This is a genomic window from Isosphaeraceae bacterium EP7, assembly GCA_038400315.1.
In the GTDB taxonomy this organism is placed as follows: Bacteria; Planctomycetota; Planctomycetia; order Isosphaerales; family Isosphaeraceae; genus EP7.
Map to the genome: position 1 here is coordinate 3,011,810 of CP151667.1, position 14,929 is coordinate 3,026,738.

A 14,929-nucleotide genomic window follows, 5' to 3' on the forward strand; every position below is an offset into this window, starting at 1 on the left:
TGCGGCTCGGACGCATGGCACCCGACAGAAATCACGTTCTCGCCTCATCCCGCCCTGCTCGAGGTGCAATCCCATCAATGAAACACGGCGGCGATCGCCGGCATGCCGGAAAAGGGGGACAGGCCCCGGCGCTTCGCTGCGGAGCCAGTCCCCTTTTCCTCAACCGCACCGAGCTAGCCGGAACCGCTCTAAAAACCCCGAGAGTGGCCAGGAGCAAGGGCGAGTCCGGGCGATCCGGGTCACTGGCGAACCCGTCGATCTCATGCGACACAACGGCTTCGCTCCGTGAGACAATCACTCACCCGTCAGCGACCCATGAGATGGTCGACGAGCGGGATGGCATCGCGGAAGTCTGGGATGACGGCGTCTGCTCCCACGCCGAGGAGGCGTTCTCGCTTCCAGGGGTCGACGTTTCCCGACCCGTTGTTGGCCTCGTCGCTGGCGACGGCGACGGCGAATCCGCCGACCTGCTTGGTGTTCTCGATCTCGACGTAGCCGTCGCCGAAGGCGAGGAGCTGACGGCCGGGGATGCCATGCTCGGCGAGGATCCGGTCGATGATGATCTTCTTGGAGAAGGTCTTGAAGTCGTCCTGGGCCCCGTAAATATGGGGGCCGAAGAACTCGGTGATGCCCAGGAGCTTGGCCTCGTCCTTGACGGCCTGCTCGTCGGTGCCGCTGGCAAGGTAGAGGGTCAGGCCCAGGCTGCGGAGGTGTTCGAGCAGCGGTCGGGCTCCGTGGACGAGGTAGGTCTCGGGGTCCACGGACCCGGCGGCCATGCCGGAGGTGCGGGCGCCGATGTGGTCGCCCAGACGCCTCAGGTAATCATGCTTGTACCAGAGGGGCTCTTGCGGGCTCCCCCCGCGTTCCTTGATGCGGTCGGCCAGCTGCATCATCTGATAGATGGTCTGCTTGCCGTTGAGCCGCATGATGTCGTCGAGGACGAGGGCGCGGGCCTGCTCGATGCTCTCGCCGTCGATGCGGGGGAGGGCCTCGACGAACATGGGGACCATGACCTCGGGCCACCCCTGACGGATCAGAGAGAGGGTGCCGTCGAAGTCGAACAGGACGTGGCTGATCTCGGGGCGGGGCTCGGCCGGGGCGGGCAGCTCGACGCTGGCCCAGCGGGGTGAGTTGGCGCTCATGAACGGGCCCCTTCGGCGTGCGCCGCTTCCATGAAGGCGTAGGCGAGCATGTGGCAGACGGTCATCTGGGCGTCCTCGACGCGGCCATAATGGCCGTCGGGGATCACCAGGACGTGCTCGGCGACTTCCGCCAGGGCCCCGCGCTTCTCGCCCACCAGGGCGACGGTGGCCAGGCCGTTGTCGCGGGCCCAGCGCATCGCTTTGACCAGGTTGGGCGAGTTTCCGCTGACGCTCATGCAGAGGGCCAGGTCGCCCTTGTTGCCGTAATTCTGGAGCTGGCGGAGGAAGACGTCTTCATAGGCATAATCATTGCCCAGGGCGGTCATCCAGGCGGTGTTGTCGTTCAGCGAGAGGATGCGGAACCGCCGGTGGGTGACGTCTGACGCCCCCTTGCCCACGTCGGTGACGAAGTGCGACGCGTTGGCCGCGCTGCCGCCGTTGCCGAAGACGAAGACCTGCGTGTCGGCGTCGAGGGCCGCCTTGAGCAGGCCGACGATGTCCTCGACCTGGGAGAGGGGCAGGGCGGAGAGCAATTCCTGCTGGCGGTCGCGGTACGCCGTCAGCCAGCCACCGAGGTTCGACATGGGTCGATTCCGATCCGGGAGAGACGAAGACCTGGCCGACGTCGGCCAGGGGGACGCCGATCGACGCTCGGGGGGTCCCGCGCCGCGGCGATCGGCCTAGAGTTTACCCGAAACGAGTCGCGGACGCGTGGGGCGACAAGTCGGGCCGATACTTACCGGAAGGTGCGTACTTCCCCCGCCGAAAGCCCGCCCTATGATAGCCCCGTCAAGCCAAGTTCACCGAATGGGAGCCGCTCCGATGCCGAAGCTTGCCGGGAAAGTCGCGGTTGTCACGGGCGCATCCAAGGGGATCGGCGCCTCGATCGCCAAGCATCTGGCCGCAGAAGGTGCCTCGGTGGTTGTGAACTACTCCTCCAGCAAGGAGGGGGCGGACCGGGTCGTCGCCGTGATCGAGAAGGCCGGCGGGAAGGCGATCGCCGTGGGGGCCAACGTCTCCAAGAAGGCGGAGATCGACGCGCTCTTCGCGGCGACGACCAAGGCCTATGGGCGGCTTGACGTGCTGGTGAACAATGCCGGCATCTTCGAGTTCTCGCCGCTGGAGACGATCACCGAGGAGCACTTCCACAAGCAGTTCAACCTGAACGTGCTGGGGCTGGTCCTGGTCACGCAGAAGGCCGCCGAACTATTCGGCCCCGAGGGGGGGAGCGTCATCAACATCAGCTCGGTCGTCGGGACGTCGCCGAGGCCGGGCGTGTCGATCTACAGCGCGACGAAGGGCGCGGTCGACGCGATTACCAAGTCGCTCTCGAAGGAGCTTGGCGCGAAGAAGATCCGCGTGAACTCGCTCAGCCCGGGGATGGTCGAGACGGAAGGGGTCCACGCGGCCGGCTTCCTGGGGACGGACTTCCACACGCAGGCGATCGAGCAGACCCCGCTCGGCCGGATCGGCCAGCCGGAGGATATCGGCAAGGTCGCCGTGTTCCTGGCCTCCGACGACTCGGGCTGGGTCACGGGCGTGACTCTGACGGCCAGCGGCGGGTCGGACTGAGCATTCCGACGTCCCTCGGGGGCTTCAGGACAGGCCCCGTTCCAGGTCGGCGCGAAGGTCGTTGACGTCCTCGACGCCGACGCTGAGGCGGACCAGGCCGTCGTCGACGCCCCTGGCGGCGCGGATCTCGGCCGGGATGCTGGCATGGGTCATCGTCGCCGGGTGGCCGATGAGGGATTCGACGCCGCCGAGGCTCTCGGCCAGGCTGAAGAGCTTGGTCGAAGCGAGCAGATGCTTCGCGGCCTCGGCGCCGCCGTGGAGGCGGAGGCTGATCATGCCACCGAAGTCGCTCATCTGGCGGCGCGCGACGGCGTGGTTGGGGTGGTCGGGAAGGCCTGGATAATAGACGCGGGCGACCTTGGGGTGCTTCGAGAGCCAGTCCGCCAGCGACCGGGCGTTGGCGCAGTGCCTCTCCATGCGGAGGGCCAGGGTCTTGATCCCGCGCAGGGTCAGCCAGGCGTCGAAGGGGCCGGGGACCGCGCCTGCGGCGTTCTGATAGAAGGCGATCGGCTCGAGCAGGTCAATCGGGCCGATGACCGCGCCGCCGATGACGTCGGAGTGGCCGCCCAGATACTTCGTCGTGCTGTGGACGACGAGGTCGGCGCCGTGCTCCAGGGGACGCTGGAGGTAGGGCGACGCGAACGTATTGTCGACCGCCAGGAGGGCGCCCCGGCCGTGGGCAAGCTCGGCGAGCGCGGCGATGTCAAGGACCTGGAGCAGGGGGTTGGTGGGCGTCTCGATCCAGACGAGCTTCGTCTTCGGGCCGATGATCTGGCCGAAGCCTTCCGGGCTGGCATCCTCGGTGTAGCGAGGGATGAGCCCCCAGGGGCGGAAGACTCGCTCCAGCAGGCGAAAGGTGCCGCCGTACAGGTCGGCGGCGGCGGCGATCTCGTCGCCGGGCCTCAAGGTCGAGAGGACGGCCGTGGTCGCGGCCAGCCCCGAGGCGAAGGTGAGCCCCCGCGCGCCCCCTTCCAGGGAGGCCAGGCAGGTTTCCAGGGCGGTGCGGGTCGGGTTGCCGCTGCGCGAGTAGTCGTAACCCTTGTGCTGCCCAGGGGCGTCCTGGGTATAGGTGGACGTCGCGTAGATGGGCACGATCGTCGCGCCGGTGGTGGGGTCGGGCCCCTGGCCGGCGTGGATGGCGCGCGTCGAGAAGCCGGCCTCGCTGAGATCATCGCCCATGACTGAATCAACTCCAGGGGCGTCGCGCGGCGTCAGGCCTCGCGACGTCGGTTCCAGTACTGGATCAGGTCGATCCGGGTGACGATGTCGACGACCGACTCGCCGGCGATGGCCAGGACGCCCGAGTTGCCCGCGAGCAGCAGGCGGTAGGCCTCGTCGAGCTGGACGTTGACGTCGACCATGGGCAGGGGCCTGGCCATCACGTCGCCCACCCGCACGCTCGGGAGGTCGGAATGGTCGTGCAGCAGTCGGGCCAGGGTCACTTCCTGGATGCTGCCCACCGACTTGCCGTCTCGCATGACGGGAAGCTGCGAGATCCCGCGCTCCTGCATCAGCTCGGCGGCGCGCCCGGCGGTCGCGTCGTCGGCCACGATGACGAGATCCCTGGGGCCCCTGGAACGCAGCAGGTCGCCGACGGTCTCGGCGACCGGGCCGGCCTCGTCGAGCTTGTTCTCGGCGAGCCAGGCGTCGTCGAAGAACTTGCTCAGGTAATTGCGCCCGGTGTCCGGGCAGAGCACCACCACCACGTCGTCGGCCGTCAGCCGCCTGGCGTACCTTAGGGCGGCGCCGACAGCGGTGCCGGATGATCCGCCGACGAGCAGGCCCTCCTGGCGGGCCATCGCCCGGGCGGTGCGGAAGCTCTCGGCGTCGCCGACGCGGACCCACTCGTCGACGACCTGGCCGTTGAGGGTCTTGGGGACGAAGTCTTCGCCGATCCCCTCGACCTTCCAGGGCTTGGGGACGTCGCCCGAGAGGATCGACCCTTCGGGGTCGGCGCCGATGACCTTGACGTCGGGGTTGCGTTCCTTGAGGTAGCGGCCGACTCCCGAGATCGTCCCCCCTGTGCCGGCCCCCGAGACGAAGACGGTGACGGCGCCGCCGGTCTGCTCCCAGATCTCAGGGCCGGTGGTCCGGTAATGGACCTCGGGGTTGGCCAGGTTGGTGAACTGGTTGGGCCGCCAGGCGCCCGGGATCTCGCGGGCGAGGCGGTCGGCCACGCCGTTGTAGCTCTCGGGGGCGTCCGGCGGGACCGACGTGGGGGTGATGACGATCTCGGCGCCATAGGCCTTCAGCAGGCGTACCTTCTCGCCGCTCATCTTGTCGGGCAGGACGAAGATGCAGCGGTAGCCGCGGACGGCGGCGGCCAGGGCCAGGCCCACGCCGGTGTTGCCCGCGGTGGCCTCGATGATCGTGCCGCCGGGCTTCAGCCAGCCGTGGCGCTCGGCCTCGTCGACCATGGCCACGCCCACGCGGTCCTTGATGCTGCCGCCGGGGTTGACGCTCTCAAGCTTGACCAGCACGCGGGCGGGCACCCCCTCGGCCAGGCACCTGAGCGGGATGAGCGGCGTGCGGCCGATGGCCTCCAGGATGGTCGGGGTGACGCCCGGGAGCGTCCTGCGGAGGGGCTCGGGCACGTGAGCCTGGCCCGGTCGATTCGCAGTGCTGCTTTCCATCCCTGCCTCCTCGCGTGCCTCCCGGCGACCGGCCTGGAGACCCGCACCGAGATTGACTCGATGGAAACATCCTTCATCCCCGAGAACTATCGGCTTTCCCCGCCGCGGTCAAGGCGTCACGCCCGCCGCCCTGAAATTGGGCCCTGCAACTCGCCCAGGGATCCCAGCCGGCTCATCTCCCGACTTCTCGGGCACGGCCGCCTCTCGTTGGGCGAAGAAATCGGCCTCTTTTCCCGCCGAATTGACAGCACCCCAAACATGACCCAAGCTTCTCTCGTCGCAACCAACCGCCGAGGCGAAGGGCCGAGACGGGCTGGGACGCGACGATGGCCGGCGGCGGGCGATGCAGCCCGTGTGCCCGCTCCGCGAGTCGGGTCGCGGATCATTCAACCCGGCAAATCCACGTTCAGACGGATACGGAAATGGGACTGACGGGCTTGAACCCGGCGGCCGAAATCCGCCCACAACCAGGAGCGACCGCGATGAGCAAGTTCTTCAAGCGACTGATGACCGAACAAGACGGCGCCACCATGGTCGAGTACGCCCTGATGATCGCACTCATCGGCGCCGCGGCCGTCGCGGCCATCACCACGCTCTCCACCGCCATCAGCGGCAAGTTCACCTCGGTCGGCACCGCGGTCACCTCCGCCGGCAGCTGAGCCTCGCGTCGGCGGAAGGCCCGATCGACGGGCCTGATCCGCCGGGCTTCGGCGGATGACACCTCGCCATAAAAACCCAATGATCAACGCGTATCTCAATTAGCGCCCGTTGCGACCATTTCCGCCAGGATCCAGGAGCGACCGCGATGAGCAAGTTCTTCAAGCGACTGATGACCGAACAAGACGGCGCCACCATGGTCGAGTACGCCCTGATGATCGCACTCATCGGCGCCGCGGCCGTCGCGGCCATCACCACGCTCTCCACCGCCATCAGCGGCAAGTTCACCGACGTGGGCACCGCGGTCACCTCCGCCGGCAGCTGAGGCTCGCGGAGCCGGCAATCCCGGTTGTCGGGCCTGTTCCGCCGAGCGAGACGGATGACGCAACTCGAACTCTGGATCGATGTGTGCGTCGATCAACCCCCGTGAAGCTCCCCGTGGCCGAAATCCGCCCGCAACCAGGACCGACAACGATGAGCATGTTTTTCAGGCGACTGATGACCGAACAAGACGGCGCCACCATGGTCGAGTACGCCCTGATGATCGCACTCATCGGCGCCGCGGCCGTCGCGGCCATCAGGATTCTCTCCACGTCCATCAGCGGCCAGTACACCGATGTGGGCTCGTCCGTGAATTTCGCCGGGTCGGCCTCCGTCATCGACTGATCGACCCGGCCAGGACAGGCCCGCACGCCGGGCCTGCGCCGCGAGGCATCGGCCTTGCGGCCTTTTTTCATGAGGGACCGGAGCAATGCCCGGACCGGAACAACTCCCGCTCGTCGTCGCCGCAGCCATCACCCTGGTGGCCGCGGCGACCGACTTGCGCCAATTCAAGGTCTACAACTGGCTCACCTTCCCGGCCTTGCTGGGCGGCCTGCTCGCCTCGACCTGGTTCGGCGGGCTGGCCGGGCTGGGCCAGAGCATGGCGGGCGCGACGGTCGGATTCTGCGCGCTCGTCGTGTTCTTCGCCGCGGGGGGCGTCGGCGCGGGGGATGTCAAGCTGCTGACGGCCCTGGGCGCCTGGCTGGGTCCCCGGCTCACGCTCGAAGTCTGCCTCGCCTCGGCGCTGGCCGCGGGGCTCTACGCGCTCGTCCTGGTGGTGCGAAGGGGGGGGACCATGATGGCTTTCATCGAGATCTGCGAGCTGGGGCGCGGGATGCTCAGGCCCGGGGAGTGGGCCCGGCCCGCGGCTTCGATCGAGGCCGAGACCAGCCGCGATGATCGCCGGCACAGGCTCGTCCCGTTCGCGGCCATGACCTGCGTCGGCTTCTTCGCCGCGCTGGCCTGGCACCGGGCCGAGCTGGACGGGGTCCGGCCGACCGCCGCGATGCAGGGCCCCTCGGTCGCCTCGACGGGAGGCCCGCGATGAGCCCGCGAACAATCCTCGTGGTGGTGCTGGCGCTGGCCTGCGGCCTCTGCGCCGCGGCGGGCATCCAGCTCATGAGGTCGGGCGAGCCCGGCGGGAAGGTCGAGACGTTCCCGGTCCTTTACGCCGCCGCGGACATCCAGCGGGGCGAGACGATCAAGAAGGCGTCGCTGTCCGTCCGCAGGGTCCCCAAGGAGCAAGTCCCCGAGGGGTGCCTGACGAAGGAGGCCGACGCCGTCGAGCGCGTGGCCCATTTCCCGATGCTCAAGGGGGACGTCCTGAGCGACCTGAAGCTGGCCCCCAAGGGCTCGGGCTCGGGGATGGCCGCCCTGATCCGGCCGGGGATGCGTGCCTTCACGATCCAGACGGCCAGCCTATCGTCGTCGATGGCCGGGTTCTTGCTGCCCGGCAACAAGGTGGACGTGCTCCTGACCGTCGCCAGCCAGGGGGCCGCCGACGACCCGTCGGGCGGCGGTTCGGCGACCACGATCCTCCAGAATATCGAGATCCTCGCGGTCCACACGAGCGTGGATGCGCCCTCGGCCAACAAGATGGACCCCGACCAGGCCCGGTCGGTCACGCTGCTGGTCACGCCCAAGCAGGCCGCCCGCCTGGACCTGGGGCAGAACAAGGGGACGCTGCACCTGACGATGCGGAACCCGCTGGACGAGGGGATGGTCGACGAGCCGCCGGCGACCTCGACCGACCTGCCTCTGCACAGGCCGGCCCCGCCTCCGCCCGTGGAGGTGGCCGCCGCGCCGATCCCGGCACCGCCACCACCGCCGCCGCCCGAGCCGGTCCACAGAGACTGGGTGATGACCACGAGAACGCTGCGCGGGACGAGTGTCGGCCAGGACCGGGTCACCGTCCGGACGCCCCTCACGCCTCGGCGGTCGCGCACCCAGGTCGCCTCGGATTCCCCCTGATTCTCGACCGCGAGACGCCTCACCGAACCGCCCCGAGGCCGGACCCCAAGGACCAGGCTGCACGATGACGGCCTTTATCGTGACCGACCACGAGCCGACCGGCTCACGCATCCGCGACGTGCTGAACTTCGGCGGGGTCGAGTGCCCGTCGTCGCACATCGTCACGATCGACGACGCGACGCTGCGACTGGGCCGCGAGACGAAGGTCGACCTGATCGTGGCGGCGCTGCCGGCCGACCGCGAGCGGGCCATCGGCATGCTGCCCGGGCTGGCGCGCACGGCCTCGGGCAGGCTGCTCGCCGTCGGCCCGACGACTGACGCGAAGCTGGTGCTGCACGCCCTGCGCGCGGGGGCCTCGGATTACGTGGACGCGGGCGATCTGGAGACGGAGTTGGAGGCCGCCATCAAGCGAATGGCCGCCGACGCCGCCGCCCCGTCCGAACCCGGCCGCCTGATCGTATTTCTGTCCCCCAACGGCGGAAGCGGGTCGAGCACGCTGGCGGCGAGCCTCGCCGTGGTCCTGGCCAAGGCGCACGGCCATGTCGGGCTACTGGACCTCAAGCTGGAGACCGGCGACCTGGCCTCCCTGCTCGACGTCCGGCCGACATTCACCCTGGCCGACCTCTGCCAGAACGCGTCGAGGCTGGACAGGGTGATGTTCGAGCGCTCGCTCGTCAAGCACGAGTCGGGCGTGCATGTGCTGGCCCCTCCGCAGAAGCTGGCCGACGTGGCGAGCGTGCGGATCGACGGCGTGGGCCTGGCCGTGGCGCTGGCCCGCGCGAGCTTCCCCTACGTCGTCGCCGACCTCGACCACTCGTTCCGCGAGGAGCAGCTCCTGCTGCTGCGCCAGGCCGACGTGGTCCTCATCGTCCTGAGGCTCGACTTCACCTCGCTGCGCAACGTCCGCCGCACGCTGGAGCATATGGACGCGCTGGGCCTGACCCGCGAGAAGGTCCGGCTGGTGGTCAATCGCTACGGCCAGCCTCAGGAGGTGCCCTACGCCAAGGCCGAGGAGGCGATCGGCATGAAGATCGGCTCCTACATCCCTGAGGACGCCAAGGCGGTCAACCGGGCGAACAACCAGGGGGTGCCCGTGGTGATCTCGGCGCCCACGGCCAAAGTTTCCCGCGGAATCATCCAGCTCGCACGGGACGTCGATGGGCCGGCCAGGAAAGCGTGACCTAGGCTCATCGGGGGGACGCACGCCCGAGAGCCCCCGGCCCCGGAGACGCGACCCATGATGAGCCAGATTGCCACCGACTCGCTCGCGACCACGATGGCGGCGGGCGACGACCGGATGCTGCGGATCAAGCAGACCCTGCACCAGAAGCTCATCTCGGAGCTTGACCTCTCCGCGATCGCGTCGATGAGCCAGGAAGAGCTGCGCGAGGAGGTCCGGCGGGGGGCCGAGCACCTCTGCCGCCAGAGCAACGACCTGCTGAGCTTCGCCGAGCGCGAGCGGCTCATCGGCGAGGTGCTCGACGAGACCTTCGGCATCGGCCCGCTCGAGCCCTTGATGCGCGACCCGACCATCTCGGACATCCTGGTCAACGGGCCGAAGTGCGTCTACGTCGAGCGCCGGGGGCGGCTCACCCGCTCCGACGTCGTCTTCAACGACGAGAAGCACCTCATCGAGATCGTCCGGCGCATCGTCAGCCGGGTCGGCCGTCGCATCGACGAGACGTCGCCCCTGTGCGACGCACGCATGGCCGACGGCTCGCGCGTCAACGCGGTCATCCCACCCCTGGCCCTGGACGGCACCCTGCTGTCGATCCGCCGATCGAGCAAGACGCCGCTCCAGTTCAAGGACCTGGTGGAGAAGAAGGCGATCACCAGCGAGATGGTCGACTTCCTGTCGGCCGCCACGCGGGCCCGCGTCAACATGATCGTCTCGGGGGGGACGGGATCGGGCAAGACGACCCTGATGAATGCGCTCTCGTCGTTCATCCCCGACGACGAGCGGGTGGCGACCATCGAGGACGCCGCCGAGCTGAAGCTCCAGCAGTCGCACGTCGTCCGGATGGAGACCAGGCCCGCCAACCTCGAGGGCAACGGCGCGATCCTCACGCGCGACCTGGTCAAGAACGCGCTACGCATGCGGCCCGACCGGATCATCGTCGGCGAGTGCCGCGGCGGCGAGACGCTGGACATGCTCCAGGCGATGAACACCGGCCACGACGGCAGCATGACGACGATCCACGCCAACGACACCCGCGACGCCGTCGGCCGCATTGAGATGATGGTGGGCATGGCCGGATTCGACCTGCCCATCTGGATCATCCGCCGGCAGATCGCCTCGGCCGTGCAGATCATCGTCCAGGCGGCCAGGCTCACGGGCGGGGCGCGCAAGATCATCAAGATCTCGGAGATCACCGGCATGGAGGAGGACGTCGTCAGCATGCAGGACCTGTTCGTCTTCAAGCAGACGGGGGTCGACGAAGACCGGGTCGCGCAAGGCTACTTCTACTGCACGGGCATCCGGCCGAAGTGCCTGGAGATGTTCGAGGCGTGCGGCGTGAAGCTCCCGGGCGACATGTTCGAGCGGCGCATCTTGTCGGGCCAGGCCAAGGGAGACATGCCGCGATGAACCCGGGGATGGTCACGGGCTTGGCCGCGGCGACGGCCATCCTGGGCGTGCTGGCCGCCTATCAGGTCGCCACCGACCTCTTCCTGCGCGACCGCTCTCGCGTCAACGATCGCGTCGACGAGGAGTTCCTCCGCAAGCGGAAAGACCAGGCGAAGCGATCGCCCCTGTTCAAGAACCTGGAGCAGGTGACCGCCGGGCTGGGCCACGACGAGGAGGCACCCACGGCCCGCCAGCGGTTCACCTCGATGGTCGATCAGTCGGGGGTGGACGTCACCCCCGGCCGGCTGCTGGCCATTTCCGCCGCCGTCGCGGTGGGCCTGGGCCTGCTGGGCCTGGTCGCGCGGGGCAACCCGTTCGACGCCTCGGTGGCCGCCTTCGTCGGCGGCTGGCTGCCGATCCGGGTCGTCAAAGGGAAGCGAGACGCGCGGATCGAGAAGCTCCGGTCGCAGCTACCCGAGGCCTTCGACCTGATGGCGCGCGTCGTCCGCGCGGGGCAGACCCTGGGGCAGGCGATGCTGGCCGTGGCCGAGGAGTTCCCCCAGCCGATCTCCACCGAATTCTCCTTCTGCTACGAGCAGCAGAACATGGGGCTCTCCCCCGAGGCCACCTTCCGCGACCTCAACCGCCGCACCGGCATCATCGAGCTGAAGATCTTCGTCATGGCCGTGCTCGTCCAGCAGCAGACCGGCGGCAACCTGGCCGAGCTCCTCATCAAGCTGGCCGGCGTGGTGCGCGAGCGCTACATGATCCGCGGGACCATCCAGACGCTGACCTCCGAGGGGCGGATGCAGGGCTGGATCCTGGCCGGGCTCCCCCCGTGCATGTTCCTCCTGATCCTGGCCGTCAACCCGAAATATGGGGGCGTGATGTTCGATCACCCCAACATCCTGCTGGGCACCTTCGGCTTCGAGATGGTGGGCGTCCTCTGGATCCGCAAGATCGTGAACTTCGACTTCTGAGGGGGCACGCGCCGTCATGTCTCGAGAACTGATGCTGATGATGATGGCCGGCGGCGTGATCACCATGCTGGCGCTCATCGTCGGCCTGCTGGCCACCGGCCGCAAGGGCAAGCTGGACCGGCGGATCGACGCGATGTCGGGGCGGGAACGGCCCGAGGCGAGGCCCGAGACGGTCGCCTCGATGGCGAGGTCGGCGTTGCCCAAGATGGGCAAGGTGATCGTGCCCGACGACGAGGCCGAGCGGACCAGGCTGCGGGCCCGGATGGTGCACGCGGGGCTCTACCAGCGGCAGGCGATGCACGCGTTCCTGGGCGTGAAGCTCGTCCTGCTCGTCCTGGCGACGGTCGTCGGCGGCGGCCTGACGCTGGCCAACGTCATCCCCACGACCCGGGCCTTGCCGCTGTCCATCCTGCTGTTCCTGGTGGGGATGTTCGGGCCTGGCGCCTGGCTCAACCGCCGCAAGGCCCAGCGTCAGCAGGCGCTGAGGCGAGCCCTCCCCGACGCGATCGACGTGCTGATCATCTGCCTGGAGGGGGGCCTGAGCTTCCAGGCCTCGCTCAAGAAGATCGCCGACGAGCTGAGGTCGGCGCACCCGGTGCTCGGCAGCGAGTTGCGCATCGTCGACCGCGAGATCCAGCTCGGCCGCGGCCCCGGCGAGGCCCTGACCAACTTCGCCCGGCGCAGCGACATGGAGGAGATCCTCAGCCTGGCGTCGGTCATCGGCCAGTCGGAGCGGTTCGGGGCCAGCCTGGTCAAGAGCATGCGCAACCACTCGGAGAGCCTGAGGCACAAGCGCAAGCAGGCGGCCGAGGAGAGGGCCCAGAAGGCGGCGACCCTGATCATGATCCCCACACTGCTGTTCATCTTCCCGGCCGTCTTCGTGATCCTGCTCGCCCCGGCCGCCTTCCAGGTCTCGGCCATGTTCGAGTCCACCCCCGGGGGGAAGTGACCCGGGCGGGGCTCACTCCATCAGGTACGGGGCGGAGGTGCTCGAGCTGGACGCGGACGTGTTGATCGCGATGTTCGCATTATTGGAGAGGTACAGCGACTTGACGATGAACTGCGAGCCGTACTGCGAGCCCGTCGCCCCGCCGGCGATCGTCAGCGCGGCGTTGGGGGCGTAAAGCGTGCCGGACATCTTCACGTTGGAGCCGTTGGCGATGTTGTTCAGGTTCGACGTGTTGCCGCGGTCCTGGAAGTAGACGATCCCCTTGGTGGCACCCGTCGTGGGCGCGGTGAGATTGACGGTCGTCCCCCCCTGGAGGCTGATCGCTCCGCCGCCCGAATCGATGTAGATCGTCACGCCGGTGCCGTTGAGCGTGACGCCATTGGCCACGTTGAATCCGCCGTTCTTCATGTAATAGACGCCCGGATTCATGGTGATCGTCATGCCCCCGCCCAGCGTCAGGCCGCCGGTGTAGACGCCCGGATTCATGGTGGCGGTGCCGTAGGGGGGATTGGGGGCGCTTCGCGGGTCGAGGCCCGCGGTGGTGGGCGTGGCCAATGACGCGTAGGGATCGGCGGCCGCCGCCTGGCCGGTCGTCGGCGCCTTGGAAAAGAACGTGGTCGGGGTGGCCCAGTTGGGGATGCCCACGCCACCGACGACGCTCAGGCCCCCGTTGTTAGTGGCATACGCGCCGTTCGATGCATTGACGGCGCCCGGGCTGCTGGAGTTGACCTGGATGGAGCCGTTGGCGGTGAGCTTGGCCCCGCCGGTCAGGGTCAACGCCCCGGCGGCCGAGGGATCGGTCAGCAGGATCGATGGCGGGGCGGTGTTGTCGACGCGGCCCAAGGCCCGGGCGGAGACCGGTATGGTGCCGCTGCTTATGACGGAGCTGAAGTAGCGCGGCTGATAGTAGGTCACGAGTGCCTGGACGCGGCCGGCCTGGCCCCCGTATCCGAACGTGAGGACGACCGAGGTGGTCGTGCCGTCGTTGGCATAGCCGTTGTCGGCGGCGATCGACAGGGCGGCGGCCCGCGCCAGTCCGCGCGGATCAAGGCCCGCGTCGGTCGCGTAGTTCTTGGCCAGGGCGCAGGCGGCCGCATGCGCGGTCGCGTCGGCCACCGCCTGGGCCTGGCGGCGCTGGCTCATCAGCATCCCGCCGTCGATGACCAGGGCCATGGTCAGCACGATCGGCAGCAGGCAGAGCGCCACGAAGACGGCCACGGCCCCGCGGCGCCGGGGTGGGTGCTTCATCATCGGATCGGGGCCTTCTAGTAGGTAATCGGCTGGGTCGCCGAGCTACTGAAGGTCAGCGGCGCGAGGACCAGCTCGGGGGTCCATTGATAGCTCAGCTTGAAGGTCAGCGTCGGCGGCGTCGACGCCTTATCCCAGGTGAGGGTAGCCGTGAGCTTGATCGGATCCAACGCCGCCATCCGGGGCGTGACGGCGCCGGCCACCACGTCGGCCGCCGTCGGCTCCGCCTTCGACTGCTCCGTCTGGTACTTGCTCGTCCCTCGCACCGATGCCCAGCGTGCCCCTTCGCGAGCCAGCCAGGCGATTTGCTGGTAGCGGAAGATGCCCAGGCCGACCACGATCGTGCCCATGACGAGCGTGATCGTCACCGAATAGACGATCGCCGCCTCGGCCATCACGGCCCCGCGGCGCCTCCGTCGTCCGTCCTTCGTTTTCATCTTGCCCTCTGCATCGGGTCGTCACGGCGGGTTGGGCATCATCACGACCTTGCGGCTCAGCGTGGTCGAGGTCGGAATCCCCGGGAAGCTCGACAAGGAAGAGAAGTGGTAGGTGACGGTGACTTGCACATAAGCATTGCCCGCCACGTTCGTCCCGCTGGCCACGTCGACCGTCGGCTGGGGAATCAGGTCGGTGGCGCCGGCCAGGGCCGCATGCTGCACGCTCGACACCGCGGCCGACGGCGTCATGGCGTAATAGACCGCCCCGGCGCGGGCGCAATCGCTGAGGGTCGTCAGCGCGTAGAAGACCCGCGAATAGTCGGCGGTGATCAGGCAGAGCAGGCAGAGGACCGGCAGGACCAACGCCAGCTCAATGGCCGCCGCGCCCCGACGCCTCACCCGCCCCCGCATCGCGTCGTGAGTCATGCCATGTCCCGCCGTATCGCCCCTTCT

Annotated in this window: 17 protein-coding genes; 10 read left to right on the forward strand and 7 right to left on the reverse strand. The window is 68.6% G+C overall.

What is annotated here, in order from left to right; translation table 11 throughout:
- Window positions 1-305: 305 nt before the first annotated feature.
- Window positions 306-1,142 (reverse strand): HAD family hydrolase, encoded by an 837-nt coding sequence (locus EP7_RS11585; protein ID WP_463528008.1) that lies wholly within the window; start codon window positions 1,140-1,142, stop codon window positions 306-308.
- Complete coding sequence (locus EP7_RS11590) at window positions 1,139-1,726, reverse strand: D-sedoheptulose-7-phosphate isomerase (protein WP_463528009.1); 588 nt, start codon at window positions 1,724-1,726, stop codon at window positions 1,139-1,141. The genes EP7_RS11585 and EP7_RS11590 overlap by 4 nt, the downstream gene beginning before the upstream one ends.
- Before the next feature lie 238 nt (window positions 1,727-1,964).
- Here EP7_RS11590 and EP7_RS11595 point away from each other — a divergent pair, with 238 nt between their 5' ends.
- Entirely contained in the window at window positions 1,965-2,714 is a 750-nt protein-coding gene (locus tag EP7_RS11595; RefSeq protein WP_463528010.1) for an SDR family NAD(P)-dependent oxidoreductase, read from the forward strand.
- Between the two features lie 24 nt (window positions 2,715-2,738).
- On the opposite strand, the gene EP7_RS11600 is transcribed toward EP7_RS11595, so the two are convergent.
- Together EP7_RS11600 and EP7_RS11605 are read right to left on the reverse strand one after the other, a co-directional pair.
- Window positions 2,739-3,893: a cystathionine gamma-synthase gene (locus EP7_RS11600; RefSeq protein ID WP_463528011.1), complete on the reverse strand. Its 1,155-nt coding sequence runs from the start codon at window positions 3,891-3,893 to the stop codon at window positions 2,739-2,741.
- A 32-nt stretch (window positions 3,894-3,925) separates the two neighbouring features.
- On the reverse strand, window positions 3,926-5,347 hold the full coding sequence (locus tag EP7_RS11605) for a pyridoxal-phosphate dependent enzyme (protein WP_463528012.1): 1,422 nt from the start codon (window positions 5,345-5,347) through the stop codon (window positions 3,926-3,928).
- Between the two features lie 482 nt (window positions 5,348-5,829).
- Here EP7_RS11605 and EP7_RS11610 point away from each other — a divergent pair, with 482 nt between their 5' ends.
- From EP7_RS11610 to EP7_RS11650, 9 genes are all read left to right on the forward strand, one after another.
- Window positions 5,830-6,006: a Flp family type IVb pilin gene (locus EP7_RS11610; protein ID WP_463528013.1), complete on the forward strand. Its 177-nt coding sequence runs from the start codon at window positions 5,830-5,832 to the stop codon at window positions 6,004-6,006.
- A gap of 146 nt (window positions 6,007-6,152) precedes the next feature.
- Window positions 6,153-6,329: a Flp family type IVb pilin gene (locus EP7_RS11615; protein WP_463528014.1), complete on the forward strand. Its 177-nt coding sequence runs from the start codon at window positions 6,153-6,155 to the stop codon at window positions 6,327-6,329.
- A 149-nt stretch (window positions 6,330-6,478) separates the two neighbouring features.
- Window positions 6,479-6,670, forward strand: coding sequence for a Flp family type IVb pilin (locus EP7_RS11620; protein ID WP_463528015.1), 192 nt, complete (start codon window positions 6,479-6,481; stop codon window positions 6,668-6,670).
- An 85-nt stretch (window positions 6,671-6,755) separates the two neighbouring features.
- The gene (locus tag EP7_RS11625; RefSeq protein WP_463528016.1) at window positions 6,756-7,373 is read left to right on the forward strand and encodes an A24 family peptidase; all 618 of its coding nucleotides are present in this window, start codon (window positions 6,756-6,758) and stop codon (window positions 7,371-7,373) included.
- Window positions 7,370-8,296: a Flp pilus assembly protein CpaB gene (gene cpaB, locus EP7_RS11630; RefSeq protein WP_463528017.1), complete on the forward strand. Its 927-nt coding sequence runs from the start codon at window positions 7,370-7,372 to the stop codon at window positions 8,294-8,296. Before EP7_RS11625 ends, cpaB begins: the two co-directional genes overlap by 4 nt.
- Before the next feature lie 64 nt (window positions 8,297-8,360).
- On the forward strand, window positions 8,361-9,476 hold the full coding sequence (locus EP7_RS11635; protein ID WP_463528018.1) for an AAA family ATPase: 1,116 nt from the start codon (window positions 8,361-8,363) through the stop codon (window positions 9,474-9,476).
- 60 nt (window positions 9,477-9,536) lie between these two features.
- A complete protein-coding gene (locus EP7_RS11640; protein WP_463528409.1) occupies window positions 9,537-10,883 on the forward strand; it encodes a CpaF family protein in 1,347 nt (448 codons plus the stop codon).
- Window positions 10,880-11,842, forward strand: a complete 963-nt coding sequence (locus EP7_RS11645; RefSeq protein WP_463528019.1) for a type II secretion system F family protein — start codon at window positions 10,880-10,882, stop codon at window positions 11,840-11,842. Before EP7_RS11640 ends, EP7_RS11645 begins: the two co-directional genes overlap by 4 nt.
- A gap of 16 nt (window positions 11,843-11,858) precedes the next feature.
- Window positions 11,859-12,791 (forward strand): type II secretion system F family protein, encoded by a 933-nt coding sequence (locus tag EP7_RS11650; RefSeq protein ID WP_463528020.1) that lies wholly within the window; start codon window positions 11,859-11,861, stop codon window positions 12,789-12,791.
- 12 nt (window positions 12,792-12,803) lie between these two features.
- Here the strand turns inward: EP7_RS11650 and EP7_RS11655 are convergent, their stop codons facing one another.
- From EP7_RS11655 to EP7_RS11665, 3 genes are read right to left on the reverse strand one after another with little or no spacing between them, the layout of a single operon-like run.
- Complete coding sequence (locus EP7_RS11655) at window positions 12,804-14,042, reverse strand: pilus assembly protein TadG-related protein (protein ID WP_463528021.1); 1,239 nt, start codon at window positions 14,040-14,042, stop codon at window positions 12,804-12,806.
- Window positions 14,043-14,056: 14 nt separating this feature from the next.
- On the reverse strand, window positions 14,057-14,476 hold the full coding sequence (locus EP7_RS11660) for a TadE/TadG family type IV pilus assembly protein (RefSeq protein WP_463528022.1): 420 nt from the start codon (window positions 14,474-14,476) through the stop codon (window positions 14,057-14,059).
- 21 nt (window positions 14,477-14,497) lie between these two features.
- Window positions 14,498-14,902, reverse strand: coding sequence for a TadE/TadG family type IV pilus assembly protein (locus EP7_RS11665; RefSeq protein WP_463528023.1), 405 nt, complete (start codon window positions 14,900-14,902; stop codon window positions 14,498-14,500).
- Window positions 14,903-14,929: the final 27 nt, after the last annotated feature.

Coding starts and splice junctions, on each gene's coding strand:
- EP7_RS11660 (WP_463528022.1), bottom strand. CDS start 14,476: ATGAAAACGAAGGACGGACGACGGAGGCGCCGCGGGGCCGTGATGGCC.
- EP7_RS11650 (WP_463528020.1), top strand. CDS start 11,859: ATGTCTCGAGAACTGATGCTGATGATGATGGCCGGCGGCGTGATCACC.
- EP7_RS11605 (WP_463528012.1), bottom strand. CDS start 5,347: ATGGAAAGCAGCACTGCGAATCGACCGGGCCAGGCTCACGTGCCCGAG.
- EP7_RS11595 (WP_463528010.1), top strand. CDS start 1,965: ATGCCGAAGCTTGCCGGGAAAGTCGCGGTTGTCACGGGCGCATCCAAG.
- EP7_RS11585 (WP_463528008.1), bottom strand. CDS start 1,142: ATGAGCGCCAACTCACCCCGCTGGGCCAGCGTCGAGCTGCCCGCCCCG.
- EP7_RS11665 (WP_463528023.1), bottom strand. CDS start 14,902: ATGACTCACGACGCGATGCGGGGGCGGGTGAGGCGTCGGGGCGCGGCG.
- EP7_RS11610 (WP_463528013.1), top strand. CDS start 5,830: ATGAGCAAGTTCTTCAAGCGACTGATGACCGAACAAGACGGCGCCACC.
- EP7_RS11600 (WP_463528011.1), bottom strand. CDS start 3,893: ATGGGCGATGATCTCAGCGAGGCCGGCTTCTCGACGCGCGCCATCCAC.
- EP7_RS11620 (WP_463528015.1), top strand. CDS start 6,479: ATGAGCATGTTTTTCAGGCGACTGATGACCGAACAAGACGGCGCCACC.
- EP7_RS11590 (WP_463528009.1), bottom strand. CDS start 1,726: ATGTCGAACCTCGGTGGCTGGCTGACGGCGTACCGCGACCGCCAGCAG.
- EP7_RS11655 (WP_463528021.1), bottom strand. CDS start 14,042: ATGATGAAGCACCCACCCCGGCGCCGCGGGGCCGTGGCCGTCTTCGTG.
- cpaB (WP_463528017.1), top strand. CDS start 7,370: ATGAGCCCGCGAACAATCCTCGTGGTGGTGCTGGCGCTGGCCTGCGGC.
- EP7_RS11625 (WP_463528016.1), top strand. CDS start 6,756: ATGCCCGGACCGGAACAACTCCCGCTCGTCGTCGCCGCAGCCATCACC.
- EP7_RS11635 (WP_463528018.1), top strand. CDS start 8,361: ATGACGGCCTTTATCGTGACCGACCACGAGCCGACCGGCTCACGCATC.
- EP7_RS11615 (WP_463528014.1), top strand. CDS start 6,153: ATGAGCAAGTTCTTCAAGCGACTGATGACCGAACAAGACGGCGCCACC.
- EP7_RS11640 (WP_463528409.1), top strand. CDS start 9,537: ATGAGCCAGATTGCCACCGACTCGCTCGCGACCACGATGGCGGCGGGC.
- EP7_RS11645 (WP_463528019.1), top strand. CDS start 10,880: ATGAACCCGGGGATGGTCACGGGCTTGGCCGCGGCGACGGCCATCCTG.